Origin of the sequence: Paenibacillus sp. FSL W8-0186, from assembly GCF_037969765.1 — a bacterium.
Classification (GTDB): domain Bacteria; phylum Bacillota; class Bacilli; order Paenibacillales; family Paenibacillaceae; genus Fontibacillus; species Fontibacillus woosongensis.
This window is the reverse complement of record NZ_CP150207.1, coordinates 599,942-624,010: the sequence shown is the minus strand read 5'-3', so window position 1 is coordinate 624,010 and position 24,069 is coordinate 599,942. Positions and strand designations below refer to the sequence as shown.

The 24,069-nt window shown below is 38.0% G+C and carries 24 protein-coding genes and 3 pseudogenes; 6 read left to right on the top strand and 21 right to left on the bottom strand.

Annotated elements, in window-relative coordinates:
• Positions 1 to 260: 260 nt before the first annotated feature.
• The 6 genes from MKX50_RS02565 to MKX50_RS02540 all read right to left on the bottom strand — a co-directional run bounded on the left by MKX50_RS02565 (position 261) and on the right by MKX50_RS02540 (position 8,178).
• Positions 261 to 770, bottom strand: coding sequence for an NUDIX hydrolase (locus tag MKX50_RS02565; RefSeq protein WP_339158336.1), 510 nt, complete (start codon positions 768 to 770; stop codon positions 261 to 263).
• Between the two features lie 41 nt (positions 771 to 811).
• On the bottom strand, positions 812 to 1,504 hold the full coding sequence (locus MKX50_RS02560; RefSeq protein WP_339158335.1) for a hypothetical protein: 693 nt from the start codon (positions 1,502 to 1,504) through the stop codon (positions 812 to 814).
• Between the two features lie 271 nt (positions 1,505 to 1,775).
• On the bottom strand, positions 1,776 to 2,825 hold the full coding sequence (locus MKX50_RS02555) for a hypothetical protein (RefSeq protein ID WP_339158334.1): 1,050 nt from the start codon (positions 2,823 to 2,825) through the stop codon (positions 1,776 to 1,778).
• 174 nt (positions 2,826 to 2,999) lie between these two features.
• Positions 3,000 to 3,353, bottom strand: a complete 354-nt coding sequence (locus MKX50_RS02550) for a hypothetical protein (RefSeq protein WP_339158333.1) — start codon at positions 3,351 to 3,353, stop codon at positions 3,000 to 3,002.
• 295 nt (positions 3,354 to 3,648) lie between these two features.
• Positions 3,649 to 4,344, bottom strand: coding sequence for a hypothetical protein (locus MKX50_RS02545; protein WP_339158332.1), 696 nt, complete (start codon positions 4,342 to 4,344; stop codon positions 3,649 to 3,651).
• A gap of 711 nt (positions 4,345 to 5,055) precedes the next feature.
• Entirely contained in the window at positions 5,056 to 8,178 is a 3,123-nt protein-coding gene (locus MKX50_RS02540; RefSeq protein ID WP_339158331.1) for an Ig-like domain-containing protein, read from the bottom strand.
• Between the two features lie 256 nt (positions 8,179 to 8,434).
• On the opposite strand from MKX50_RS02540, the gene MKX50_RS02535 reads away from it, so the two are divergent.
• Together MKX50_RS02535 and MKX50_RS02530 are read left to right on the top strand one after the other, a co-directional pair.
• A complete protein-coding gene (locus MKX50_RS02535; protein WP_339158330.1) occupies positions 8,435 to 9,346 on the top strand; it encodes a copper amine oxidase N-terminal domain-containing protein in 912 nt (303 codons plus the stop codon).
• Between the two features lie 102 nt (positions 9,347 to 9,448).
• Positions 9,449 to 9,952 carry a hypothetical protein gene (locus tag MKX50_RS02530; RefSeq protein ID WP_339158329.1) on the top strand — a complete coding sequence of 168 codons (504 nt, stop codon included), beginning with the start codon at positions 9,449 to 9,451 and terminating at the stop codon, positions 9,950 to 9,952.
• Positions 9,953 to 10,092: 140 nt separating this feature from the next.
• Here the strand turns inward: MKX50_RS02530 and MKX50_RS02525 are convergent, their stop codons facing one another.
• The 4 genes and pseudogenes from MKX50_RS02525 to MKX50_RS02510 all read right to left on the bottom strand — a co-directional run bounded on the left by MKX50_RS02525 (position 10,093) and on the right by MKX50_RS02510 (position 12,008).
• On the bottom strand, positions 10,093 to 10,542 hold the full coding sequence (locus MKX50_RS02525) for a DUF1569 domain-containing protein (RefSeq protein WP_339158328.1): 450 nt from the start codon (positions 10,540 to 10,542) through the stop codon (positions 10,093 to 10,095).
• Positions 10,543 to 10,771: 229 nt separating this feature from the next.
• Positions 10,772 to 10,962: pseudogene (locus MKX50_RS02520) on the bottom strand (hypothetical protein).
• Positions 10,963 to 11,098: 136 nt separating this feature from the next.
• On the bottom strand, positions 11,099 to 11,581 hold the full coding sequence (locus tag MKX50_RS02515) for a GNAT family N-acetyltransferase (RefSeq protein WP_339158327.1): 483 nt from the start codon (positions 11,579 to 11,581) through the stop codon (positions 11,099 to 11,101).
• 331 nt (positions 11,582 to 11,912) lie between these two features.
• Complete coding sequence (locus tag MKX50_RS02510) at positions 11,913 to 12,008, bottom strand: putative holin-like toxin (RefSeq protein ID WP_019639195.1); 96 nt, start codon at positions 12,006 to 12,008, stop codon at positions 11,913 to 11,915.
• Between the two features lie 596 nt (positions 12,009 to 12,604).
• Here MKX50_RS02510 and MKX50_RS02505 point away from each other — a divergent pair.
• Positions 12,605 to 12,760 (top strand): annotated as a pseudogene (locus tag MKX50_RS02505) (transposase); the annotation flags it as partial.
• 60 nt (positions 12,761 to 12,820) lie between these two features.
• On the opposite strand, the gene MKX50_RS02500 reads toward MKX50_RS02505, so the two are convergent.
• Complete coding sequence (locus MKX50_RS02500; RefSeq protein WP_339158326.1) at positions 12,821 to 13,219, bottom strand: MerR family transcriptional regulator; 399 nt, start codon at positions 13,217 to 13,219, stop codon at positions 12,821 to 12,823.
• Between the two features lie 230 nt (positions 13,220 to 13,449).
• Between MKX50_RS02500 and MKX50_RS02495 the strand changes: the two genes are divergently transcribed.
• Both MKX50_RS02495 and MKX50_RS02490 read left to right on the top strand, forming a co-directional pair.
• The gene (locus tag MKX50_RS02495; protein ID WP_339158325.1) at positions 13,450 to 14,205 is read left to right on the top strand and encodes an SDR family oxidoreductase; all 756 of its coding nucleotides are present in this window, start codon (positions 13,450 to 13,452) and stop codon (positions 14,203 to 14,205) included.
• Between the two features lie 99 nt (positions 14,206 to 14,304).
• Entirely contained in the window at positions 14,305 to 14,733 is a 429-nt protein-coding gene (locus tag MKX50_RS02490; RefSeq protein WP_339158324.1) for a tautomerase family protein, read from the top strand.
• 705 nt (positions 14,734 to 15,438) lie between these two features.
• On the opposite strand, the gene MKX50_RS02485 is transcribed toward MKX50_RS02490, so the two are convergent.
• Both MKX50_RS02485 and MKX50_RS02480 read right to left on the bottom strand, forming a co-directional pair.
• Positions 15,439 to 15,984 (bottom strand): hypothetical protein, encoded by a 546-nt coding sequence (locus MKX50_RS02485; RefSeq protein ID WP_339158323.1) that lies wholly within the window; start codon positions 15,982 to 15,984, stop codon positions 15,439 to 15,441.
• Positions 15,985 to 16,511: 527 nt separating this feature from the next.
• Positions 16,512 to 16,718 (bottom strand): helix-turn-helix transcriptional regulator, encoded by a 207-nt coding sequence (locus tag MKX50_RS02480; protein ID WP_339158322.1) that lies wholly within the window; start codon positions 16,716 to 16,718, stop codon positions 16,512 to 16,514.
• 171 nt (positions 16,719 to 16,889) lie between these two features.
• Between MKX50_RS02480 and MKX50_RS02475 the strand changes: the two genes are divergently transcribed.
• On the top strand, positions 16,890 to 17,177 hold the full coding sequence (locus MKX50_RS02475; protein ID WP_339158321.1) for a hypothetical protein: 288 nt from the start codon (positions 16,890 to 16,892) through the stop codon (positions 17,175 to 17,177).
• Between the two features lie 55 nt (positions 17,178 to 17,232).
• Here the strand turns inward: MKX50_RS02475 and MKX50_RS02470 are convergent, their stop codons facing one another.
• From MKX50_RS02470 to MKX50_RS02435, 8 genes and pseudogenes are all read right to left on the bottom strand, one after another.
• Complete coding sequence (locus tag MKX50_RS02470; RefSeq protein WP_339158320.1) at positions 17,233 to 17,697, bottom strand: hypothetical protein; 465 nt, start codon at positions 17,695 to 17,697, stop codon at positions 17,233 to 17,235.
• Between the two features lie 165 nt (positions 17,698 to 17,862).
• Positions 17,863 to 18,369 (bottom strand): annotated as a pseudogene (locus MKX50_RS02465) (DUF4303 domain-containing protein).
• Positions 18,370 to 18,698: 329 nt separating this feature from the next.
• The gene (locus tag MKX50_RS02460; protein WP_339158319.1) at positions 18,699 to 19,112 is read right to left on the bottom strand and encodes a hypothetical protein; all 414 of its coding nucleotides are present in this window, start codon (positions 19,110 to 19,112) and stop codon (positions 18,699 to 18,701) included.
• A gap of 270 nt (positions 19,113 to 19,382) precedes the next feature.
• Positions 19,383 to 19,658: a hypothetical protein gene (locus MKX50_RS02455; RefSeq protein WP_339158318.1), complete on the bottom strand. Its 276-nt coding sequence runs from the start codon at positions 19,656 to 19,658 to the stop codon at positions 19,383 to 19,385.
• Between the two features lie 416 nt (positions 19,659 to 20,074).
• Entirely contained in the window at positions 20,075 to 21,145 is a 1,071-nt protein-coding gene (locus tag MKX50_RS02450; protein WP_339158317.1) for a DUF5677 domain-containing protein, read from the bottom strand.
• 255 nt (positions 21,146 to 21,400) lie between these two features.
• On the bottom strand, positions 21,401 to 22,237 hold the full coding sequence (locus MKX50_RS02445) for a DUF2971 domain-containing protein (RefSeq protein WP_339158316.1): 837 nt from the start codon (positions 22,235 to 22,237) through the stop codon (positions 21,401 to 21,403).
• A gap of 239 nt (positions 22,238 to 22,476) precedes the next feature.
• Entirely contained in the window at positions 22,477 to 22,893 is a 417-nt protein-coding gene (locus MKX50_RS02440; protein WP_339158315.1) for a hypothetical protein, read from the bottom strand.
• Between the two features lie 292 nt (positions 22,894 to 23,185).
• Entirely contained in the window at positions 23,186 to 23,911 is a 726-nt protein-coding gene (locus MKX50_RS02435; protein ID WP_339158314.1) for an Abi-alpha family protein, read from the bottom strand.
• Positions 23,912 to 24,069 lie beyond the last annotated feature (158 nt).

Below are 24,069 nucleotides of genomic sequence, written 5' to 3'. Positions count from 1 at the left end.
AACGAAAATAGGCTCGCTGGCAACCGTTACATTTTGTTAAACCCCACTTTTGCCAAAATAACGTCGCTCACAACCGTTAGAATTTGTCGCTCACAACCAACAGGATTTACGCTCACTTCCACCTACAACCTCCTGGGCAGTAACCAGCTGATTTTCCTTCATGAAAGCCCGCAGTTGCTCTTTTGACCAAAGTCCCATGTGTTCTCCCAACCTTTCTATTACTTCCACTTTAATGGGCTTAGGAGTTTACACAAACTATTTTACAGACTCTGGATTAGACCTTTAAGAATTCCTTGCAGAATTGCATAAGTTACTTCCGAATCATTAATCTTGCTATCTTTAATCATATTCAATGTCTCTTCAACACTTATTTCTAGAACCTTAATATTCTCATATTCCTCAAGTTGCTGGTCAGCGATTTCTATAATTTCATCCGTATAGAACACATGTGTCGTTACATTGCTTATCCAACTAGCCGGAGTCAGGCTGCCCAGATATTGTATCGCCCCGCATTGACCGCCAACCTCCTCCAGAAACTCCCTGCGAACCGCTGCTTCCAGATCTTCACCTGACTCGACCATCCCTCCGGGAAGTTGAATTACAAAATCATTTACTGCTCTTCTAAATTGCTGCACAAATATAAAAGAATCCGACTGTCTCGCTAACATCACAACAGCTTGGTTATTTTCGCTAAGGGTATAAATCTTTCCGAATTCATCTTCTACTATCATGTTTCCATTCTTGCGTGATAAAACAGTTAAGCCTTTCATAACTAACTCCTTTGTCACGAACTTTACTATTGGGGCCGACCCTAAAATTCATCTGTCATAGTATCCAACTTCTTTACCCATTCACTATCGTTCCAAATATCAGGGTCGTCAATTGTTAGATTTTCCCCACGCACCATGAAATCATAACTATCTTTTGCCCCCGTGTACCAATCAACAATGACTAACTTCCCGTTTACATTACGTACGAGAAACTCAGTAACTTCACCATAACCACCTACAGTCATATTAATTTGTACCGGTAAGTGTAAATAGAGATAACCTCCATCCACATCATCCCTGTACTCCACTTCCCAAGCGCCAATATCAATATTCTGCACCGGATTATCAGAAAGATTGTGCTTTACATGCACATCATATTGGGATTGAATTTTTTGTTGTGTATACTGTTTAAGGTGATCGTTTTCAATAAATGTATCCAATTCGATATCCGAGCCGTTCCAGACCGCTTTATAATAGTCAGACAGCGCCTTCACACACATTTCATAAGCCGTTTCAAAATCCTGATCAGATAGTCCACTTCTGTTTTTAGCCGCATATTCGGGTAATAGCTTCTGTTCAGTGCTGCGCGCTACTTCCGTATTTAAAGCATGATCTGCGCTGCTGTCTCCCGAGACTACAGGAGCCTCTTTTGGGTTATTCCCATTGGTTTGATCTTGACTACAACCAACCAAAACAAGTCCAATTGCGATAAACAACATCATAAATCTTGTCATAACATGACCTTCTTTCCCTAGAAGTTATGAATCAACGAGGCCTACAATTCCTTATCCAAAATCTATGCCTGAACACTACCGATTTCCGATAAAAACACCAAGCCATCGCGATGAAGAGAGATTGAATTAAACTTCCCATGACCTTAAATTACTGTACTTTTCTTAACTCCATTCTTTTACCCATGATTATAGCCCATTTGTAAAATAGAGGAAACGACAAAAAGAGATTCCATCGAAGTATCGTCTCCCCCAATAGTTCGTCAACAACTTCTTACTGGATACTAACCAGCTCAACCCCATGGTCTTTAGAAGATACTAATAGATAAAGCCGGTTACCATCGTAACCTACTGTTCTATAATTAAAGTTCTCAATAGTTCTTGGGAACTCTTTGAGCGTCTCTCCATACTGGTTTATAAGGAACATTTTATTATCCTCTGATTCCGTTAACACAAGCTTACGATTAAAATACTCGGATTTCCAATTTGAATCCCATGCGGGGAAGCTGCGAATAACCTTGTTGTTAATTTCCCCTGTCTTTAGGTCATATTTGGCGTAAATGGTATAATCAGAATCTACATTAATTCCAAGTGGATGGCCGATTTGACTTGTAGAATTTACAATCAATTCATTTCCTTCAACCGAAAAACTAGTGTTCACATTCCACTCAGCAGGGATAGTAATCGCCTTTTTGGTAGTTATATTTAATATTCGGTATAAATCCTGTGATTGAGTTGAATTATCTCCATTCAATTTAATAACTACATATGGTGTTTGCAGTTGAACGTCTTTTGTAATAGTATATTCATATTTCTTATCCTCAGCCGAACTGTAAGGAAGAGTCGTTATTGGCTTTTTCCAAGGATATTCATAAAAAAGTACCTGGTTGCCATTCACAACAGCCAGCTTTTCCTTTTCTTTATTTATTGCAGGCGCCCAGCTAATCTTTATGTTTTCCGTTAACTTTATACTAGGAAATACTTGCTCCGAAAGAATAGTTCCGTCAGCGGAAATTGTCACTTTTTTTAACTTATTATTATCTGATGTAATAACGATAATTTTTAGTGGATTGGTTAACACTTGACTGTCGTACACTATGGGGAATTTCTTGCTCCACATTATTGTTTGAGTACTCAAATTTATAACTTGAAGCTGGTTATTAACATGATCGACGAGTAAGGTTTGTGTTGAGGTTAACGCGTAAGCTTTCGTGGACTCAGCAAGCAAAGTTTCTGAATATTTAGCAGCTGCTTCCGTAGTCTGGTCCGTAGAGAGAAATGCAAAAAGAAGCATGATTAAAACCAGCAGGCTCATTTTCTTCACGGGGAGAACCTCCATTTTTAAATTGATTTACCTAATTTTAGCATAAATGAAGCCTGGATGTTATAGAGCCTCCTTGCTTTCTCGCTCCCAGATGATGCTGCCTTCAAGCCTCAGCCCCAGACAGGGCTGAGGCTTTTGTTGTTTGCCAGGCTTTCTCTCAGATACGATGTGAAGCTAATGAAGATTAGCGTTCTTCATTAAGTTTTGAAGTTTTTGTACTGGTATTGCTTTATTGCTTTTGGCTTCTTCGCCATAGAAACTCCAACCATCAATAACCCCAATTAAATCCCCTTCTTCATCAAGAATCACGCCGCCTGACCAGGAATCAGTTTCGGCACTATGATTGAATGAACCATCCGAATCAACGGAAAGTATGACTCCTTCTCTAATCTTTAGGCCATTCATCTCGTTCCAAATGGAATAAACTCTATCCCCTATTTGTGGTTTCTTTGTACTTATGGATAGAGAATTATCTGTTTCGTAAGGAAAACCAATAAGGTTCACTCTAGGGTCACTAAAGGCGACCATCTCATCGAGACTCCCATATTCCATATTCTCCCCGGTGTTATTTACATAAACTTTAAAGGATCCTGCTGCAGATAAAAAATCATAATTTTTGATTACAAACCCGTTCGTAAAAAAAACCGTACCTTCCGTATATGCTTTCCCTAATTTATTGAAGCTTTTCGACGTATCATTCCGTTGTTCCTAGCCCGTGGAATCCCCTAGATAACTCTTGTCTCAGGCCGGGCATTTGTTGTCTAGCTTATTCCATGCCGCTAAGTCCCGAAGCATGAATATGATGTTACTCGGAAGCTGCTAACTATTTTGACATATTGCCAATAGTATTCTTTATAAAATCATAGGCTCCAGAAGTTATCATTCCTACCATGACTGTAGCAACAATATATCTCAGGTTATATTTCAATTTATTTTCATCTACTATGTAGGTATACGGCATTAGCCATCTGAAAAATTTAGTAAAAACATAAAATGGCATGACCATAATGAGCAAATAAATCATAGCTTGGGGAATTTCAATATACTTGTTTAAAAAATAGATGAACCCCCCCGTCAGAGCCAAGGATACGAACACGGCATATTTATGAAAAATAAAATGCAAATTTTTGGTTTTTTTAATATATATTTCAATGAAATCTCTGACTTTAGCAAGCAATTCTTCATTATTACTACTTATCCTGTAAACCGATCTAAATCCCCCTAACCCTTCTCCCTTTTCATATGTACTTAAATAAATTTCAACATCAATTATTCTTTGTATGTTGTATTCAATTATTATTGCCTTTATCGGCTCCTTGATTTTGAAAAAATCTATATTGTGAGGATCAGAAAACGAGTTTCTTGTAGAGTTTGTGATTATAGAGTATTTTACTCTGGGCTTATATGCGCGAAATATGGTTATCATTTCATCGTGAAGTTTTAATATATCCTCTTTTTTCATGGTTAGCGAGGTAATTCCAGAAATAAATTCATTATTATACTTGAACTCTTCAATCATTAAATACCCTCCAAATTAAATAAGAATGCTTTTTAAACTCTTAGCAAATAACGGCGGTCCTGTCGCCTCTTGCAGACCAAGAGCCAAACGGCTCGCAGCGTTGATACAGTGTTGGCAGAAGTTAATGCCTTACCAATTAAGCTTCCAATAGTTCTTCCCGCGCCTTTATTAACCATGGATGTACAAGCTTTAAAATATCCCGCTGATCCCAAATATGGTCAAGATATAGCCATATATCTGGATAGTTTCTGATGGACACTTCTATCGTATTTGTACTCTTCCTCGAGCACTTCAATAGATAACTGTTCTGCTACCTCGAGCATTCTAGAGATTGGAACTACATTGCTTATATAGCTTCGTTAGCCACCTCCAATGTATGATTTAATGTCCTGAGATCCTTATTCTGACTAAAGAAGGCATGAATATCCTCCCTTATATTACCGGTCAGTATGAGATTCTCTGTATAACAGCTGAAAATATCATTCATGTTTCACCATTCCTTCGCATTAATTTCTGTTCACGTAGTATCGTGTTCACTCTTTAAGCCTTCAACCTTTATTTCTTCTATCTATTACCAAAGATTATAGTTCATTTGTAAAATAGAGGAAACGACAAAAAGAGACTCCACCTAAGTGTCGTCTCCAATCTAAATTCCGTACTCAAATTTGTTCTTTCATATTTTTACCGCGTGGTGAATGAGCCTCTAGGGTGTTATTTGGGAACAGAGGCGCGAACAACCTGCACGAACGCTCTATAGGTCTTGCCCTGATACTCAGCGGTGATATAGGTTATACCTGCACGAACGCCGTTAATGTTCCCATCTTGATCATAATCGACGATCGCCGGGTTGTCGCTCTTGAAGGTGGACATCTTGGTGACATTATGAATGTTCCCGTCTTTATCCTTGACGAAAGCAACGGTGTCAATCGAAGTTCCCTCTGTTAAGGAGTATTCCTCGGAATCCAGATAGAAAATGCCTTCAACGGGTTCAGGATTCTCGCTGCCAGGCATCGTGACTTCAACTTGAAGCTGTGCTGATTGATTTTGATAGACGGCATGGATGACGGTGCTGCCCGGATTAACGCCGGTAATCAAACCCTTAGAGTCCACAGTAGCCGTATTCTCATCTTCCGAGGTAAAAGATATGGAATCCGTGTCCGTGAGTACTTGTTCCGTTCCATCGAGGTAATGTGCCTGAACAAGAACTGCTTTTTTCTCACCGGCAGCTATCTTAACGCTCGAATCTTTGAACGAGATTCCGTCTAAGACCGGATCTACCGAAGGTTTTTCTGATCCAGCGGTTTTGGTGACTTGCAGGAAGGACTTCCCGTTTACTTCAACGGTACCAGTAAGTACAAATTTGCCATCCGGTGATAAGGTTCCATGATATAGTCCTGTCAAATTCGGTTCATTGAAATTGTGTATGCCTATAATTTGACCGTCTCTGCCAAGCTTTAGCGCTACGAACTGGGATTCATTATTAGCGTATCCGCCTAACAATGCATATCCTTGACTATCCTGAACGATTTTATTGAATTCTTGATCCTTTTGAGCCTCGTAAGTTCTTTCCCATATCACTTCACCACGATCATTAATTCTCGTCAGGTAGTTAACACCATCTTTCGTATTGCTGGCAATCAGATAATCGCCTTCATCCGTTGAAATGATCGAATATGCGCTGCGTCCAATCGGGAGTAATTTCTTGTTCCACACTACATCTCCGTTAGGACTCAATTTTGTCACTATAGCCTCGACATTATTGCCTTCGTAGGTATCGACGACACCGACAGCAATGGAACCGCCATCCGGTGTAGCAAAAATATCATTATAGTTCTGATAGTAGCCAAAGCTGTACGTTCTATTCCACATGACTTGTCCCTGGGAATCTGTCTTCAGTACATAGGCCGGGCCATCTTCAGGATTAGCACCTGTCACAACGAATCCACCATCATCCGTTTCGTCTACAGCGTTCCCCGCACGATCGACCCCGGGAAACTCCTTCTCCCATTCTAGAATACCTTGAGCATTGAGCTTGGCCATGAAGACGACATCACGTGTATTGCGACTGTAGTCATGGTTACTAGTGGTTCCGCTGATGAGAATTCCGCCATCCTTCGTCTCAATAGCCTTATGAGCCTCAGCATGACCAGACAAGCCATGTCTAATCACTTGCTGCCATTCGATTATGCCTGAAGCATTCAGCTTTAGAACATACGCGTCACTAATCCCGTACATTTCATACCGCATGTCACCAGTTATAATATATCCTCCGTCAGACGCAGGGACTATGCTTCGTACATAAATGTAGGAATGATCTATTCCATATTGGTAGGACCAATGCTCAGAATCTCCAAGATTCGGAACTTCAAATACCTCGACTTCTAACTGCGCCTGATGATTTTGGTAGAACGCATGAATGGTGGTTCTGCCGGCCTTGATTCCTTTAATAATTCCTTTGAAATCAACGTTGGCGATCTCCTCATCATCAGAGGAAAAGGATAAGGAGTCATTGAGTGTTTCTTTGGAGCCATCCGAATAATGCGCAATTACTGCAGTAGGTGTATGTTCCCCGACAGCCATCTTTTTCCCGTTATCCGTAAAGCTGATTCTCTCCAACGTACGTTCTCCAGGTTGGCTGTTAGGTCCTGCCAGCTTAGTCACCTGCATGCAGTAACTTTTTATGTCTGATACTTGACCGAGCAACGCGTAACCACCATCCGACGATGCGGTGAAACCCGTCATCTCGCTAAAATCTTTGACTGTAAATTCGTTCTGGTTCAAGAGCTCTCCATGGTTATCAAATTTCGATAATTCATATCTTCTTTCCTTATCATTATGGGAATTTTTATCAATTTCCGCTAAGAGGGTATATCCTTCGTTAGTACGTACGACTTTCTTGAAATATCTCCGGTCGATTGGTAGTTTGAATTTCTTTTCCCATAGTACTTTGCCATTCGTGTCTATTTTAGTTAAAAAATAGGCATCTTCCCAATCCGAATCTACACCGAAGATCACGTACCCATCATCGGAGGGAGCGATTGAATATGCTGTCCTTAATTTGGGGGCTGCGGACAGTTTTCGGGTCCAAACTTCCTCCCCGTCCGCATTTAATTTGCTGATCACAGCTCCTCTATTCGGATCGTTGAAAAATCGGTCAACCTGGCTGCCTACCGCGATCGAGCCGCCATCCGGAGTTGCAATGATATCCTCAAAGTCCTGATCATAGCTAAATTTTAGCTTTTTCAGCCAAAGTTCCTGTCCCTGAGCATTTATTTTTAATACATAAGCGTAGTAAATATCTGACCCTCCAAAGCTTCTACCCGTAATCACAAAGCCATTATCCTTGGTTTCTGCCACGGACAACGAATACATAGTAAAGCCATAGTTGTATTCCTCCATCCATTCCACAGTGCCCTGAGCATTTAGTTTGATGAGTAAGATGTCATATTTTCCGTTTTCTTTTAGAATGCTTCCACAGGAAAGATATCCGCCGTCTTTCGTTTCAATGGTCACATCAACTTCAGTTCTGCTAGTGTTATTATGCTGAATTTTTTGTTCCCATTGTAGTGTCCCGGAAGAATCGAGCTTCAAAATGTTTGCCTTTCTAATTCCTGACTCCTTTTCAATGACAGTGCCTGTAACAACATAGCCTCCATCCGAGGTAGAGGTAATATTTTGCCCGGTTACCTTTTCATCCACGCCGTACTGGCGGGACCATTCAATTACAGGTTTCCCGGCTTCAGAAGATGCATACCCGTGACTAGACGCGATTCCCGATACTAGGGTCAGGCTGAGAAGAGCAAAACTGGTTTTACGAATAATGGAACGTAACAAGCTTGGACACTCCCTCCAATGTTTAGGTGATGAGGATGTCTGGATAGTAAGCTCTACCCTGATTATTTATTAAGTTGAAGGGATAAGATATCCAACGAATTGCATAAATTTTACAGTTACAAATTAGGGGAAAAGGACTATCACTATTAGACAAGTCCCTCTCGCTATTTATTTTAAACACCTAGAACACTTCACTTCTACAAATATATACAATAATTTATACTCAAAAAGAGACTTACAGGGAGGGGACCTTTTAATGAAAAAAATGTTATCAGGATTCATATTAGCTCTAGGCTTGGGGCTGCTGAATCAATCATTCGCCTTCGCAGCTCCTATAGAAATGGCAGAAAAGGAGGCTAGACCCATTGAAGTCGTCGTGAATGGAGAGTTTATCAAAATGGACGTACATCCTCTTATGGATAAGAGTCACCTATTCGTTCCCATCCGAGCACTTGCATCCCTTGGCCTTTCCTACAGCTTCAACCCCTCAACTAAAATTACAACAGTACAGAATAAAGATGGGGATTACTTGAAGATAAGTGTGAACAGCAAAACTGCCTATAAAAATGAAAAACCGATCCAAATGAATATGCCTGCCCAAAATAAAAATGGCCGTGTTCTTGTTCCATTACGCTTTATCACCGAATCCTTAGGATACACGGTACAATTTGAATCCATCCGCAAATTCGTTTTTGTTAACTCCAAAGACTATTCATTTGATCCAAAATTATTGTATCAAGAAGACCTTCAAGCAGCGCGTAAAGCCGCTATCGCATTGCCGATCCACGCAGATTTTAAAACACTTGGTACACTAGATGGTTACCGTTTACACCAATATTCCTTCCCCGTAGGAAGAGCAGATACCTACTATTTTAATGATGGAATTTTTACTTTTGTGCAAATTATAGATGGCAAAGCCATTGCCATTGGACAGTTGTTTCGGGAACGAAGAGAGCCTTCTCAAGCAGCAGGGAATGTTTCACCCGAAATGAGTTTAGATACTGATCCGATCATGGAGCCTTATAACCATGGCAACGTCATCTTTTATGATTACACTGATGGCACAGCTAGAGCAGGTTACACCGACGATAATAAGAAACGAGTGGATATTGATACAATAATGAACATCTATTCTGATATCATACAGAAGCTTCCTGATCATCGATAAGGCAGATATAAATTAAATTAGGCAGGGTCCGAATGGACTCTGCCTACATACTTATGCATTAAAACCTGCTAGCTTTAAGAATTTAATACGAGGTGTTGTTCAATGTGGAAACAAAAGAAGGCTAAAATATGGTCCTTTTCTTTTATCATTTTATTATGCATTACTACGCTCTTCTTTTATATGTATGTATGGATATCTGATCCGTTAAAGGCAGATGGTTGGTCCAATTATGATAATGAACAAAAACGAATATATCTTTCACTTATAAATGATGGATTTATTAAAATGGAGATAGAAAAAGTAACTGTAAACAACGGAAAACAACCAGAACAACTTAATTTGGTCATGAGTTATACTGGACAAATCGTTTCTGCTGGAATTGAACATAGTCCGCAAGCACGAATCATCGGCCTTGACGAGGGATTTATTCGTCCCAAATTATCTGAAAATGAACTAAGAGAATTATTAAATAATAATACAAAACAACTACCACTGCATTACGGGGTTATGATCATAAACAAGGAAGACATTGAAAGCATTCGTATCAAATATAAATACTTTGGTATTTCTAAAACTTTGAATGTGAATTTAGAACAAGCGAATTGAGACTTTACTGTCGATGTTCAGGAAACATTGGTTAGCTAGCAAATTCCTTTATGGAATCAAGTTTATGATCAAGATTGAAATCATCTGCAATCTTAAGCAGCTTTCTTTATCTTGGTAACCCTTAATACTTCAGTTAATGACTAAACACCAAACTGATTTAAATGATGGTTTAGATGCTTATATAATCCTATTCCCCATTGCTCAGGAGTCAGTTTTCCAAAAAAGGGATGTGGGTGAGACGTACATTTTTCCGGGCCATTGTTCTGGGATGTAATAATTTTTTGTTTTAGTTTTACTTTCTCTGTTTCAAATTCTTTTTCTTCTACAATTATAATTGTAGGAATAGTGGACATGTTGCGGGCAGGTGGCTTGTCATTAAAAAAAAATGGTTTCACAAACTTTCCAATTAATATGCCTAACCAACCTCTTGGAGGAAAGGTTTCTCCCATTGCAATGTCATGAAACGCTGAGCAATGAGCTAGCATTTGGGCAACGTCCATCTTACCCCATTGAGGGCGTGAACTTGGACTCAATTTGTCTATTCGGTTCAAAATCTCCATTGTGTCCGCTTGATTAAAGATGTTTTTCATAACAGACTCCTTTAATTTAATGACTTCGTGCTTGCTATTCCTATAGATAAAATCCCTCCGAGCCATGTCTTATGAATCCCGTTGCTTTTCTAGGTTTGCGAGGTTTGACTCTTACCTATATTTTACCTTATTTACATCCTCATACAAGAGTTCTCAATTCGTTTATATAATCATGGAGACCATCTTCTATTCTTAATGTCCGTCATAGTTAATTTTCATTGCTATTACGTCACACTCTTATTAGTGGATTACGTCGGAGATGAATTACAAAGTCTTGATTTGAAGTATGGTACACTACATTCCCTGGCTTTACTTGAAAAAACTCTTTATTAGCATCTTCATCTGTTACTGTTCGAATCGGTGCAACTTCATCTACTATTTTTTTGTTGCCTTCCTCGTATAATTAAGTATGGAAACCAGAACAAATTAATCAGGAAACAGTTCTCTTACCTCTTGCCATTTCATTCGTTCTACCTCCTACAAATTTGCTCTACTTCTTCGTAAGGCTCGGTGCGTGGATATGATGTTATGCGATGCCGTCTCTTCTTGGAATACTTCAAATCAACTTTTTAATCATATGGATTGTTATAAATCTCTCTGATCCTAAGTTAATAATCTTTATATCGAATGGTTTGAAACCATATTTTGAATAAAAAGCTAGTCCTCTTGAATTCGTATTATGACAGGCTAATCTTAATGTCTCCATTTTCAATTTATTTTTGGCTTTTTCGAGCATGACATTTATTAAATATTCAGATGCTCCTTTACCTCTATATTCTGGTGAAACTATTACATTTCCCAGCCAGAAACTATCTTCTTCAGACTCATCCGCATAAATGTTAGCATATGCAACTACCTTATCCTTTTCTTTATCTATGATGACAGTCGGTTCAAATCGATCCTTAGCCAAATTCATAATTTGGTCTGGTGTTAGTGGAAAAACAAATCTTGGACTAATATAAAATAATTCTTCTTCTGACTGAGGAAATAAACAAATTAATTCCAAATCTCTTATTTCAAGACTTCTATGAAGATACATAACAACAACTCCCTTAAGGCAATGCCATTTGATAGACCATCTTGTATCTACAAACCCGAGAGGCTAAAGCCGCTTCGCGCCGGGTTAGGCGGCTTAGCATCAAGGGTTGTGAGCTGATTCTACTTACCTATTCTTGGGAACCAAGGGCGCAGCCTGCAGCACTTCATTTTGATTTCACGTTTTGATACATTTTTTTCTTTGTGTTATTATATATGTAATAAAGACCAAGTGCTGCGAACACTTGGTCAGTACAATTGGCTTAGATGGTTTATTCCCTTCTAAGTCGTATAGGAACAAAACCCACCTTCGGCCTCAACCTTTGGGTGGGTTTTTACTTTCTCTTGTTGTTATTATTGATGTATGTTAAAAGAGCAAGAATGAACGTTCCAAACAGGAACATGATCGTTAATGCATCCTTTACTTCCATGGCTTCACCTCCTCCAAAGCTTCCGAAGGAAACTTACTTCGAAAGCATCTGCTCGAAGGGAAACCACGCCCACCCAAGATTCAATTGTAGTTATATTTTACCTTTATTTACATCTACGTACAAGCGTTCTCAATTTGTTGTTATGAGTTATCTACAGCATCCTTCTATGTCTTTCCCTCTTCTCAGAACCTCTTGTAATAATAGTTCTTTAGCTATTCCTTTTCCCCGATAATCCGGAACTACATATACTCCCCAGATCATTCCTTTATGTTTAAATTTCATCCCCTTCCCCACGTTTAAAGCCTACCATCCCTACAATTTGTCCGTCTTCCTTAACGCTTCAAGTCTTAATCTCCAAAAATCTTCAGCTTGTTCTTGCTTTATATCTTTTATTTGAACCATCTTCGATATATCCTCTCATTTCGATTATTTTGCAGGTGTTTCCGTTAACGTCCTCTGAATCAAAAGCCTTAAGCCTCAACAGGGGCAGCCGCGACGCGGTCCAATATTATTTATTGATCATAAAGGTTCCTTTGAACTTTGGATATTTCGTTTGTATTGGGATCATATTTAAAAAGACAACAACTAGCCCGGTACTTGAGATCGATAACAATCGCAGCGAGAGGTCGATCAAGCCGTTTGTCATTGGGAGAAAAACTGGCTGTTTGCTAACACGCCAAGAGATGCGAAGGCCAGATGCAGCAATCTACAGTATCATCGAGACGGCGAAGGAAAATGGACTGCATCCGTTTAAGGCCTGGGGCTATTGACGTTTACGCTGATACCGTATGCATTTCGGAAACAGGCTTAAGTCAAATTTTTATGTTAGTCCGTGCAATCTGTGATTCTAATACATCATATAGAGCAAGTTTATAGTTTATTTTGTCCAAATTAAAATATAGTTCCCTTATACTCTTCTCAATTTCTTTTTTATGATGAAGCATCATCCCTTTTCGTTCCGAAATCGTCGAATCCCCTTCTTTATACAAGTATACATACTTCTGAATTTGGGCAATCGGCATTCCTGTTGCCCGAAGTGCAGTAACAAAGTGTATCCAGCTTAAATCTTCTTCGTCATATAACCGCTTCCCATTTTCATTTCTCTTCACATGTGGAAGCAGCCCCTCCTTTTCGTAATATCGAAGTGTGGGAGCCGCTATTCCTGTCAATTCAGTTACTTCACTTATTGTCAACATAAAATAAACCTTCAACCCCTTCTGTTAAAGTATACTTTAAGCAATTCCTTGGCTTTTCTAACTTAATACGCCGTATTTTTGCTGTAAATAACGATGTAAATATGATTAAAACAAAGAATTTCTAAGAATTTCTCTGCTCAATTATATACTTATTATTTTACCAAAAAATTCTTGACTTCAAGTGAACTTTATATTTTATGATAACGGTGTATTTAATAACGTTTATTGAGAGGATGAAGTTGACAATGACAAATATCTCAATCGTCACTGGCGGCAGCCGCGGACTTGGTCGCAATACTGCCATCAGTATTGCGCGTCATGGCGGTGATGTCATCCTGACCTATCGCAGCCAAGCAGAAGAAGCAAAGTCTGTTGTTGCTGAAATCGAAGCTCTGGGGCGTAAAGCAGTCGCTCTACAACTCGATGTTGGAAACATCGCCAGCTTTGCGGCCTTTGCTGAGACAGTCCGTTCGACCTTGCATTCTACTTGGGATAGCCCCACTTTCAATCATCTGGTAAACAATGCCGGCCACGGAGAAATGATAGACTTCGCCGAAACAACAGAAGCTCAGTTCGACGGCCTGTTCAATGTGCACGTCAAAGGCGTGTTTTTCTTAACTCAGACCCTTCTGCCGCTTCTTGCAGATGGTGGCCGTATTGTAAATTTCTCATCAGGTCTCACTCGTGTATCTTATCCCGGATTCTCCGCCTACTCTGCGGCGAAGGGAGCGGTCGAGATTCTAACCATCTATATGGCCAAAGAACTCGGTCATCGCGGTATCACCGCTAATACCATTGCACCTGGTGCAATCGAAACCGATTTTCTAGGCGGTGCTGTACGCGACACGCCTGCTTACAATGACACATTTGCCGCGATGGTTGCCCTTGGTCGTGTCGGCGTACCCGACGACATTGGTCCCGCAGTCGCCAGCTTACTCGGTTCCGACAATCGCTGGGTTAATGCGCAGAGAATCGAGGTCTCGGGTGGCCAAAACATCTGATCGCTAGTAATGGCCGCAAAGCACCTTCCTTCTATTTGGCGGAAGCCGCTGAGTAGAGACGCGGCGGCCTCATAATATGTCTAAGGAAAGGATATTACAATGCCAATGATTATTGTTCACGCACCTGAAGCTGCGTTCGATTTGAAGGCACGGCAATCAATTGTCGGAGAACTTACAGATTTTGCGCTTGAATGCGAATCCTTGCCAAAATCACCCTTCGTCAAAAGTACGGTTTGGACCTATTTTAATCTTTACGATCAGGATACCGTTTTTATGGGAGAAGAAGAAGCGACAACGAATGTTGTCAGCGTGCAGATCTTTGTCATTGAGGGCGGTTTAGACAGCGACGCCAAAATGAGGCTGGTCGAAGGAGCTAGCACAATTTTCGGACGGCAACTCGGCACTTCTGATCTCATCCCCGTCTATATCATCATTCACGAAGTCCCCGAAGAAAATTGGGGGATCTTTGGCCGGAAAGCGGATTTAGCAGCTTTCCGAACATCACCAATTGACGCGGCTGCTCTGTAATTATTTGAGCAGCCGCGTCAATTGCGGCCCCACTAACAATGCACCAGGTTGTGAAGATAAATGTCCAATTTTCTGATTGTTCATTCCGCAGCATGAATACGGTGTTATAGGATGTCAGCGCCTTCGTAGATATGCATACTAAATTACTCCTTATTATACTTGTCACATAATGAATAGTTTTCATAATTAACATGACATTTCGTAGGCTCTTTACTCTGATCAAAAATATTGTTAATGATGATATCCTTCTCTCATACTCTGGTCTATACTTTCCGAATGTAATAGAAACTCTATATCCTTTATTATTAAGTGGTAAACTGAACAATAGTTTATCAATTTCATCTAATGCCTGATCTATTTCTCTGATATCCACTTCGGGCAGAACACGTAAAATTCTAGATAGTGTTGTAAAGGATGTTTTGTATGTACGTTTGATCTCCATAACGAATCTCTTTGGATACCCGGATAAGGAAGGAGAAGTGAAGGAATACACGTTTGTAGCAATCCTCCATATTTATAACGGAATCAGAACAACGGTTTGTAAGGACCAGGCGGCTATAGACGCAAAATCGGCAGAAGAGGCGGAAAAACGGTTGAGACGGATTCGGACCGATCGAGGGCGCAAGAGCAAAGGCATATAAGGCCAAAACTATATATATGTAGAAATCTCTTCTTTTAAATAAAAAACCACCTAATAAAAGGTGATTAAACAGGACTAGCTTTAAGTTCTCTAATAATTAAAAAAGTACCAATACCATACACAATAGCTATTGCTAAAGGTACAAGAGTGAATGCTTGATCGACAAGGAATCCACCTAAGATTAGGGAAGAAAAACAGGTACCTAAAGTAACAAATAAATAAGCTTTGCTTTTATAAATCCACATGTAAGGAAGAAAATGAGAGCCTGCAAGTAAACCGATGGTGAAGGGAAGGTATTCAGGTATGTTCATATACACAATTATAAATACAGGTATGTAAAAAGCTTGCGGAGCTGCAACTATTCCTCCTAGAGTACCTACAGGGTTACCGGTAGCAAGTAAATTAACACCAAGAATTTTACTAATTAGAATTCCAAAAGGAAAAATGGCACCTAAGCCAAATATCCAAATTAAACGCACAGCTTCTATTGGAAAAACTAAAGGCATAAAGGTGAAAATCAAAAAGACAATTACGCCAGACAGCAAAATTGGGAACCCTTTTCTTGTTTCAAAAATGATTTCTTTTTGTAATTCATCAAGTGTTCTACTCATATGGACTCCTTTATAAGTTTAGTAGTCTATAACATAGCAAAATCCGACTCAATTTACTACAATTAAGCGTAACACAATGCAAGAGTTCACTGAGTACTACGAATTTAACAACGCAGAATACTATGCCTTAATCAAAGTGACATCTAAATATAACCTTATGTTTAACGCTATGAAAATATATAAAACTCGTTGGTGGATACGATAATCTCGACCATATGCGGATAGAAAAAGCACATCCAACAAAGATCGACGATGATCAAGCACTTTTCAAGTTCCTCAAATGCAAGGATGACGTTCAGCTTCTCCAGCGGGATGGATCTCTCGGGCACGACGGCGTCGTGGTTGATAAGCTGCTGGTAGTTGTTCGATCCATTCTTAGTTTGGGATTATCAAGATCTTAAAATAACCTTCCTAGAATCTACGACACGCCCCATCCTTAGATGCTCTTATCTTAGGCCGGGGCGTGTTTGTATGAATATTTTTTAACAACTCTTATTGCAAAATCATTCCACGCTCTATTCCATTCTTCATTTATGTTCAGGAATATGCTCCAATAAATCACCAGGCTGACATTCCAACGCTGCACAAATTTTATCAATGACTTCTAGAGAAACATATTCGTTTGTATTCAATTTAGCCATCGTTGCTGATGAGATCCCTGTCATTTTTAATAACTCCTGTTTCTTTATATCCCGATCTATCAGCAATTTTTGTAATGGTTTATAACTTATCATTGCCAGTTCCCTCTCAGATTAGTTGAAGTTTTCTTCAATTATATTAAACAATCTTCGCCTAATCAAAAATATATTTATGTTCTCTTGACACATAAATTCAATATGTTAAAATAATATTTAATAAGTTAAACTTTAATTCGTAAGTATAAATGGAATTTAGGAGGTGTTATATTGGGAGATTCTTTAGAGATATTAATTGACCCGCTTATTCGTAAGCGATTGGAATCATTATACAGTGAACTTACAAAACATAATTCTTATTTCAAAGAAATATCAAATGAATCTAAGCAATACTTACAGACCCTTCAAGCGTCTCTCCCTGACAACCTCCAGCATACCCTATTCCTTTATGAAGACGCTCAATTTTCAATACGAACAATTCTAGATAGTAAAATATATCTACAAGGATTTAAAGATGCACTATATCTTTTTAATGAATTACATATGTCAAAGACTTAAGAGCCTTTAGGCTCTATTTTTTCCTGTATTTTTATTACTGATGGGGGTGAATATTTTAGATAGTGTTGTAAAGGATGTTTTTTATGTACGTTTGATCTCCATAACGAATCTCTTTGGGATAATCAAATATTTCCTGTTTCAATAAATTACTACTCTCGTTTATTTTACTTTTAATTTCTGCTCTTGAGTAAATACTATATATTGCGTCCTTTATTTCCTCAAAACTTTTAATAGAACTGCGTACTCCTAATTTCACCATATTGTACTGATCAGTAAAATCATGAAACAAATCTATTAATATAAAACTTTCCTTATCGTCTCTCTTAAAAAATACAAGAACATCCCCCTTACCTACACTATCAGCCCCTTCGCCATATGATTTATATTTATTATATAATTCCGTTAAATCAAGATTGATATTAAATTGTCTAAATAACTTTTCAATACTAGATGCCTCATCTGTATCATCTATTAAATCAAAAAATGGTAAATAAAAAGATATTTCAGTATATGCCTCCATAGTTATACTTCCGTCTCTTCCTAAGATTGATTGATTATTACCGATATTTCATGTAACGCTTATAGACTCGCATCTCTAAACTCTATTTGCAAACCAAGAGCTAACCCCAGGCTTTGTATTGCATTACAGGAAGTACGCTCTTCCTCAAATTACTTATATTCATCCTTAAGCAAATTCTGAAGCATATTCTTCGTATACCTTTAATGTATTAAGCTCTCGAACTGATTCAATCATGATTTCGTTCGATGAATCACTTACCAAATGACAATAAATCGATTATCATTTCTGTCTCCAAACAATCCCTCAGATTCAAGTTTGATTACACATTTAACGATTCTTTTAACAGTGTTTTTACCCGCATGTTAAAGTCATCTTCGACGGTTTCATGATATTTCTTAATAATTTTGTTCACTTTATTAAACATTCCGAAATCGTCCCATTCGCTCCACTCAACAGCGCCGTATCTATAGTAATTGTATAAAGGGTCTGATTTATTAGCTTTAATCAGTCTTGCTTTATTACCACAGGTCCAATGCCACTGACACAATCGTCTGTAAATATGGAATACCCATATATTGTGTCATTGCCGCACCTAGTTATAAGTTCGTTATAATGACAACAAATTGCATTTTTCAGCTCGACATGTAAACTTTCTTGAAGCTGCATTTTCACCGTAACTCCTCCGTTCTTTTGTAATGACATGTTGTTACACTCTTCATTCTTCATAACTATGCCATCACTTACAATGCTTATCCGACTATGAAAAAAAAGGTACTTTTTGTTCATATTTTTCTTTTAGAGTAAATTTCCTGTAACGTTCTTGTACTACTTTAAGGCTCAAAGGGCCTGCCGCTATACGGTTAGATAATAAAAGGTTGTTGCCTAACCACACTTCCTCGAAAATCCCTTTTAAAACCGAGGAACTCGTGAGAGACCCGATGCGTGAAAACAATGTTATTTAATGTCTATGCCTCCCTTGAGGCTCCACCAAATTCCCCCCATTAATCTTTTACTTCTTCTTTTTGCTTCACTTGTATTTTATAATCCTTGGCCAGTACCCATCCATTTAATCCGTAAGCAGACATAATTACTATGTATTTGTACTCAGCTTGTCTCAACTTTTCTTTGAATTGATCAATGTTATCATAAATCAATGGCCACCCGTAATCCTTGTTTTTATCAAGTAGTTTTATGTTTTCTTTGTTTTTAAAGAAGAGTTCCAGTTCATAGTCATTAATATCAAGTATGATACTGCCTTGTAGTTGATGTTCAAACATATGACATAGGACACCATCAAAGTTAACATCTGTATACTCAATCAATCCTCTACTATCATACAATGTATGAAGTATGATCTTCTCTCTTCTCAAGTCTACTTCATAGGATAGTACTTCATTATCATGTACCAACGACACTCGAATCTCTCCTTTATGCTTTGGGGATTTCAATTGTTGTATCTAGAACCCGAGAGGCTTAAGGGAGCGCAAGCCACCGGATCCGACGGACTAAGCCTCTGTACAAGTTATTGTCGTACTTGTAGTTTCAAATTTAATCAGAATCTCTTGTGCATTAATAATCCAATCTTCATCCTCTGTGGCTCCAGTCAGCTCACCACTATCATATTTATCGCAAAGAAACAAACTAGACCGACAGACGGAGTTCCTCCGCCTCTCGAATATGCTTTTTTAAGATAACTCTCTTAATAGGTATCTTGCCTTATCAATCGATTCTTGTTCAATACGTGAATTGACTATAATTTTTAGTGCTTCTTTTTCTAATCCATATTCAAATATTCTATTTGCACAGGTGATCATAGTACGAGAGCCTGTAATCTTACGCTCCTTCGGCAATTTCAATATCTTTTCTTCATTACTCATACTTTTATTTGAAAACACTTCGTAGTACTCTACAAATACACTTTTTCCTATTGAATTTAACAATCTTATCAAATCGGCTGACATAATGGACCACCCACCCCTTCTATTGTTTTTTAATCATTTGAAGTATTTCTAATGAAGTATTTCTAATAACGATTATGAATACATGACGTCGATTTTTCATAAATATATTAATCTTAATGAAATTGATTTGTTGCATCTCAGAATTTTCCTCTGAACTAAGAGCGTCAGCTCTTAGCATCGGTTTTAGGATTCTGAATTCTCAGTCTTTATTTTTACGAACTCGAAAATCTTAAGGCTCTGGGGCCGGCCACGACGCGGTTAGGCTCACTGAGTTTTCTGCCTGAATGTTGTCGACAGAGCTCATGAATATACATCTGTTAACGGTAATAGCCCTGTATCGTGAATACCATATTGGCTGATGTCTACAACTTCTTGAATTACAAAATTTAAATACTTACAATAGAATATATATTAATCTATTCATATACATTTTCTTCAATATCCGATTCCTCCTCTTTTTCAATTTGTTTTTGTACCTCAACAAATAACTCACTTGCTTCTTCGAGATATGCATCCATAACTCTACAAGTTAATAATCGTTCATACGAAGGATATAATGTTAATAAACATGTCGTAATCTGCGTTAATGAAAGGCAAGTATTCTGTCCAGGATCTGCTAAGCCATAGTTCGATGAACCTGTTAACAATACGTTTCTACCTTCGATTATACTTAATGAATGTGAACTAGCTTTGGGTCCAAGATGTATGTAATTACATGCTAATTTATAATATGGCCTTAAGTAATCTAAGTTAATACTTTCTTCTACACCCTTGAAGTTTCTATTCTTTTTATCTAATACTTTCATTGTCCATCCGTAGGATTTTTCAAAATCACTACCATATTTATTTATAAGTTCTTCTCTTATTTCTACTAAATTATCGATATCTTCTTGATTAAGCTCATCATGGCCAAGCCTAGACGCATATTTTACATATTCTTTCATTTCATAGTATCTTTCAATATATTCATATTCTAAATACATTAGAGCAATCTCATCCCCATGCTGGCAAATGAAGAATGAAAGAACTGATAGTTCATGTAATGTCCGCCATCTGGACAAAGCTCCATCAGCAAAACCACTTCGTAATAGAGCCAATATTTCACATGATATTTGACAGGCTCTTGCATGAATTTTAATAAGGACTTCAAATACTAAATTAGATTCGGTCGTTGCAATAGAATTACATTCATGGTAAAAAGCCTCACCACTTTCAAGTGAGATAATAATTAGTGACTCTAATAGTGCAAGTGGCTTAGACCACCTTCGGTTTAATCTAGCTTCAAATTCACTTCGAAGTAACCTATGATCCTCTAACATTTCCCCTTGTGATTTCTTAAGGGACTCAGTGATAATTGGTGTAGCTTTTGTTAAAAATTCTTCTATTAATTTCTGTACATTCTCATGATTCTTTTCATCTTCAAGATCTACTAAAACCTGCTTAAGTGCGTCATTATAATATTCCTTGTAAGATCCTGTTATATTCATATATTGTCTCTCCTTACTTAATATTTTTTTAAGGGATTTTATTCTATATTATTTCCCTTATGTTAATTTCAGCTAACGTTCAGGTGCTCACGCAACGACCCAGCCTTAGATAGCTTTTATCTTAGGCTGGGTCGTTTGTTGTCTGGGCTTCTTCCACGATTATACATCCGACAGCCACAAGGCGATAGCAATGCAGCGTGAATACAGTGTTAGAAGAAATTACATAGAGGTGCTTACAAGTATATGTATACAATCTTATAAAGTCCTTCTAACAAAATGATACCCTGTCTCTCCATATACATCTTTCGAATATAACTTGGATTTTTGCGGGTTAATTTTGAAACCTGCTCTTTTAGAATACATCATTATCGTATTTACAAGCCACTCTTCAGCTCTTGGGTCAATGGTAATTCCCTCAATAAAATCGATTGGATTAAATGAGGAATATACATAGTCAGGATATTCATCTGGTTGAGACAAATCTAATGTGGGATCATTTTCTAGTTTTTCTGCAAGTTTAGCAATAGGGTTATCATAGTATAGAAATCTCACCTCATTTTCATGAGAAAATGCTTCTCTTTTTATCAATCCCAAACTATATGGGCGCCTGAAATCGCGATCTGACAATGTCTTTCCTAATCCATCTAAAAGGTCATTATAGTAGTAAACAGTAGATATATATCCATTTGAAAGCTGTTCTAAGGTTTCAAATTTTTTTACTGTGGTTTTAATCATAATGCCATCTCTTTGTGGGGCATATATTCTCCACATCGCATCAGATTCACCTAATCTAGTCCAGCAAGAACCATACAAATATTTTTCACCCATTTTGCTATCGTATGTGATTTCTCCAGTTTCTATCTTGGTAGGAATCGAAAAGCTCGGTAATTCCCAAGTGTCCTCCCAATTTTGAATTCTAGTCAGGTAGAATTTCCTTTGTTCAACTAAAGAAACAAACTGGTTAAAAGTCATATATCTATATAGTTGTGTTGTCTCCACGAGTGGAGATCGAATATGAAAATTCATTAAACCACCCTTAACTAAATAAATTAGATGTCTTTGAGCTTTGCCTTCAGGAATTTCGTCTAACATTTCCGGTGTTCGCGACGTCCGACGGAGTCGGGGGTGTCCGGCTACTCGATGCCTTCCAACGTCCTTCTGCCGGAGGAGAGCCGAATGCCAGGTGCTTGAGTATAATGTTATTTGATGTATCCGGACTCTTCGAATTAAACACTCAAAATGCGGCCTTCCCCTCTTCTATTCCACTTGCGACTTTTTTTGATACCCTCTCTGTTTTATCTTTTCTCGTTTACTACGCTATTTCAGCTACTCTATTCAACATTATCTTCAAGTTCTATTTCTTTAAAAATCCTTGGAATGATTCCAATTTTATTTTTCAAGTGACTTGTAATCCATGTCCTTCCTTGTTTAGATGTATAATAATCATTGTTGTTCATCTCACTTACATAGGCTTGAACCCATTTAATAGCAATGCCTGGATCTTCAATTCCAAGATAATATAATGGTTTCAATGCAATCTTCATTAATGGGATTTCAAGATCGGGCCTGTAGTAACAGAGATGTGAAATAATAGAGAAATATCCTGTAGCAGCTCCTTGACAGTTGTAGCTTGGCAGGAATTTATCTACACACTGAATTATTTCTTCGTCAGAGTAAAATGTGGGTTCTGCTTCTATTATGCTTAATATACTTTGAAGTTTTTGGCTTTTTGAGAATTGATTAATCATTCCCAAACTCCTCTACAGAATGTTTTGGATATTTCATATAACATTCTTGTATTCACGAAATGCCCCAGTCTTAGATAGCTCTTTTCTTAGACTGAGGCGTTTGTTATCTGAGTTTCTTCATGATTAAACATCTGATAACGAGGGGCGATAGCCCCGATGCGTGAATACAGTGTTAGATGATATTAATGCCCTTTTCGAAATACCCTTCAAAAAGTCTGTTTTTTTCTTCAATAATGGTAAGGAGGAGAGCTGGACCCCTACAGCAAGATACCGTGCTATGTGAAGTTCTCCACTACAAAGCACATGCTTCCAATAACGCTTTACCCAAGTATGTAAAGTTGAGATTAGTTCCATTAATATTAAATTCCTTACTAACTACATCAAACGTTCTAAAGTACTCTTCTCTAGTTTCTTCTACATATATTTTATTATTTCTCAAGAAATCGCGAAGTTCTCTATCAAGGATGTTTTCTACGATTGCAAGTCTGATAAAATTATCCAGATAAACTTTGAAGTTCTCAAAATCAATACCAAACTCAGATTCAATAAGATAGCCTGATTCAAACACATCGAAGCTATTTTCTCCATAGTTTTTATACAAGTAATCAAGAATTTGTGCTTCTTTTGGAGTAAGTTCATTTAATATATTCACAAATGATAAATGAGGATCATTAGCTTTACTTTCATCAAGAACATTCCTAAGCAGTGATGACCATTTATCCTTCAAACCCTCATCATCTTCTAATGAACTATTCTCAAGTAATGGTAAAATAACTTTTAGACTAGGTTCATTTAGTGAAACGCCTTTCTTGCCCAACTTATCTTTTGCTCTAGCAATAATATCAATCATATTAGAGTATCTTTTTGCTTTAATCTTATCTTGTAATAAATGCCCAACCTCAATTAATGGTTCTTTTAATAAAATTCCTAGTACAGAAACAGCACCAGCCAAACTTTTCTCTTTAATATCATCAGGTACTTGCTCTATTAATTCATTAATAATATTTTTTTCATCCATTATATATACCTCATTAATTCTTTTGGACAATTTACATAGAATCCTTATATTAACAACATCCCACCGACTTAAGTGACCAACGGGAGGGCCACGATCGATGCGGATACGTCCGCTGAAGCTGCTTCTCTGCTTCTCACGGACAGTGAGCCGTTAAGCTC

Coding starts and splice junctions, on each gene's coding strand:
- MKX50_RS02560 (WP_339158335.1), bottom strand. CDS start 1,504: ATGACAAGATTTATGATGTTGTTTATCGCAATTGGACTTGTTTTGGTT.
- MKX50_RS02495 (WP_339158325.1), top strand. CDS start 13,450: ATGACAAATATCTCAATCGTCACTGGCGGCAGCCGCGGACTTGGTCGC.
- MKX50_RS02525 (WP_339158328.1), bottom strand. CDS start 10,542: ATGAAAAACATCTTTAATCAAGCGGACACAATGGAGATTTTGAACCGA.
- MKX50_RS02510 (WP_019639195.1), bottom strand. CDS start 12,008: ATGGAAGTAAAGGATGCATTAACGATCATGTTCCTGTTTGGAACGTTC.
- MKX50_RS02450 (WP_339158317.1), bottom strand. CDS start 21,145: ATGAATATAACAGGATCTTACAAGGAATATTATAATGACGCACTTAAG.
- MKX50_RS02550 (WP_339158333.1), bottom strand. CDS start 3,353: ATGGTCGCCTTTAGTGACCCTAGAGTGAACCTTATTGGTTTTCCTTAC.
- MKX50_RS02535 (WP_339158330.1), top strand. CDS start 8,435: ATGAAAAAAATGTTATCAGGATTCATATTAGCTCTAGGCTTGGGGCTG.
- MKX50_RS02545 (WP_339158332.1), bottom strand. CDS start 4,344: ATGATTGAAGAGTTCAAGTATAATAATGAATTTATTTCTGGAATTACC.
- MKX50_RS02530 (WP_339158329.1), top strand. CDS start 9,449: ATGTGGAAACAAAAGAAGGCTAAAATATGGTCCTTTTCTTTTATCATT.
- MKX50_RS02440 (WP_339158315.1), bottom strand. CDS start 22,893: ATGATTAATCAATTCTCAAAAAGCCAAAAACTTCAAAGTATATTAAGC.
- MKX50_RS02480 (WP_339158322.1), bottom strand. CDS start 16,718: ATGATAAGTTATAAACCATTACAAAAATTGCTGATAGATCGGGATATA.
- MKX50_RS02445 (WP_339158316.1), bottom strand. CDS start 22,237: ATGTTAGACGAAATTCCTGAAGGCAAAGCTCAAAGACATCTAATTTAT.
- MKX50_RS02435 (WP_339158314.1), bottom strand. CDS start 23,911: ATGGATGAAAAAAATATTATTAATGAATTAATAGAGCAAGTACCTGAT.
- MKX50_RS02470 (WP_339158320.1), bottom strand. CDS start 17,697: ATGGAGGCATATACTGAAATATCTTTTTATTTACCATTTTTTGATTTA.
- MKX50_RS02565 (WP_339158336.1), bottom strand. CDS start 770: ATGAAAGGCTTAACTGTTTTATCACGCAAGAATGGAAACATGATAGTA.
- MKX50_RS02455 (WP_339158318.1), bottom strand. CDS start 19,658: ATGTCAGCCGATTTGATAAGATTGTTAAATTCAATAGGAAAAAGTGTA.
- MKX50_RS02490 (WP_339158324.1), top strand. CDS start 14,305: ATGCCAATGATTATTGTTCACGCACCTGAAGCTGCGTTCGATTTGAAG.
- MKX50_RS02485 (WP_339158323.1), bottom strand. CDS start 15,984: ATGAGTAGAACACTTGATGAATTACAAAAAGAAATCATTTTTGAAACA.
- MKX50_RS02515 (WP_339158327.1), bottom strand. CDS start 11,581: ATGTATCTTCATAGAAGTCTTGAAATAAGAGATTTGGAATTAATTTGT.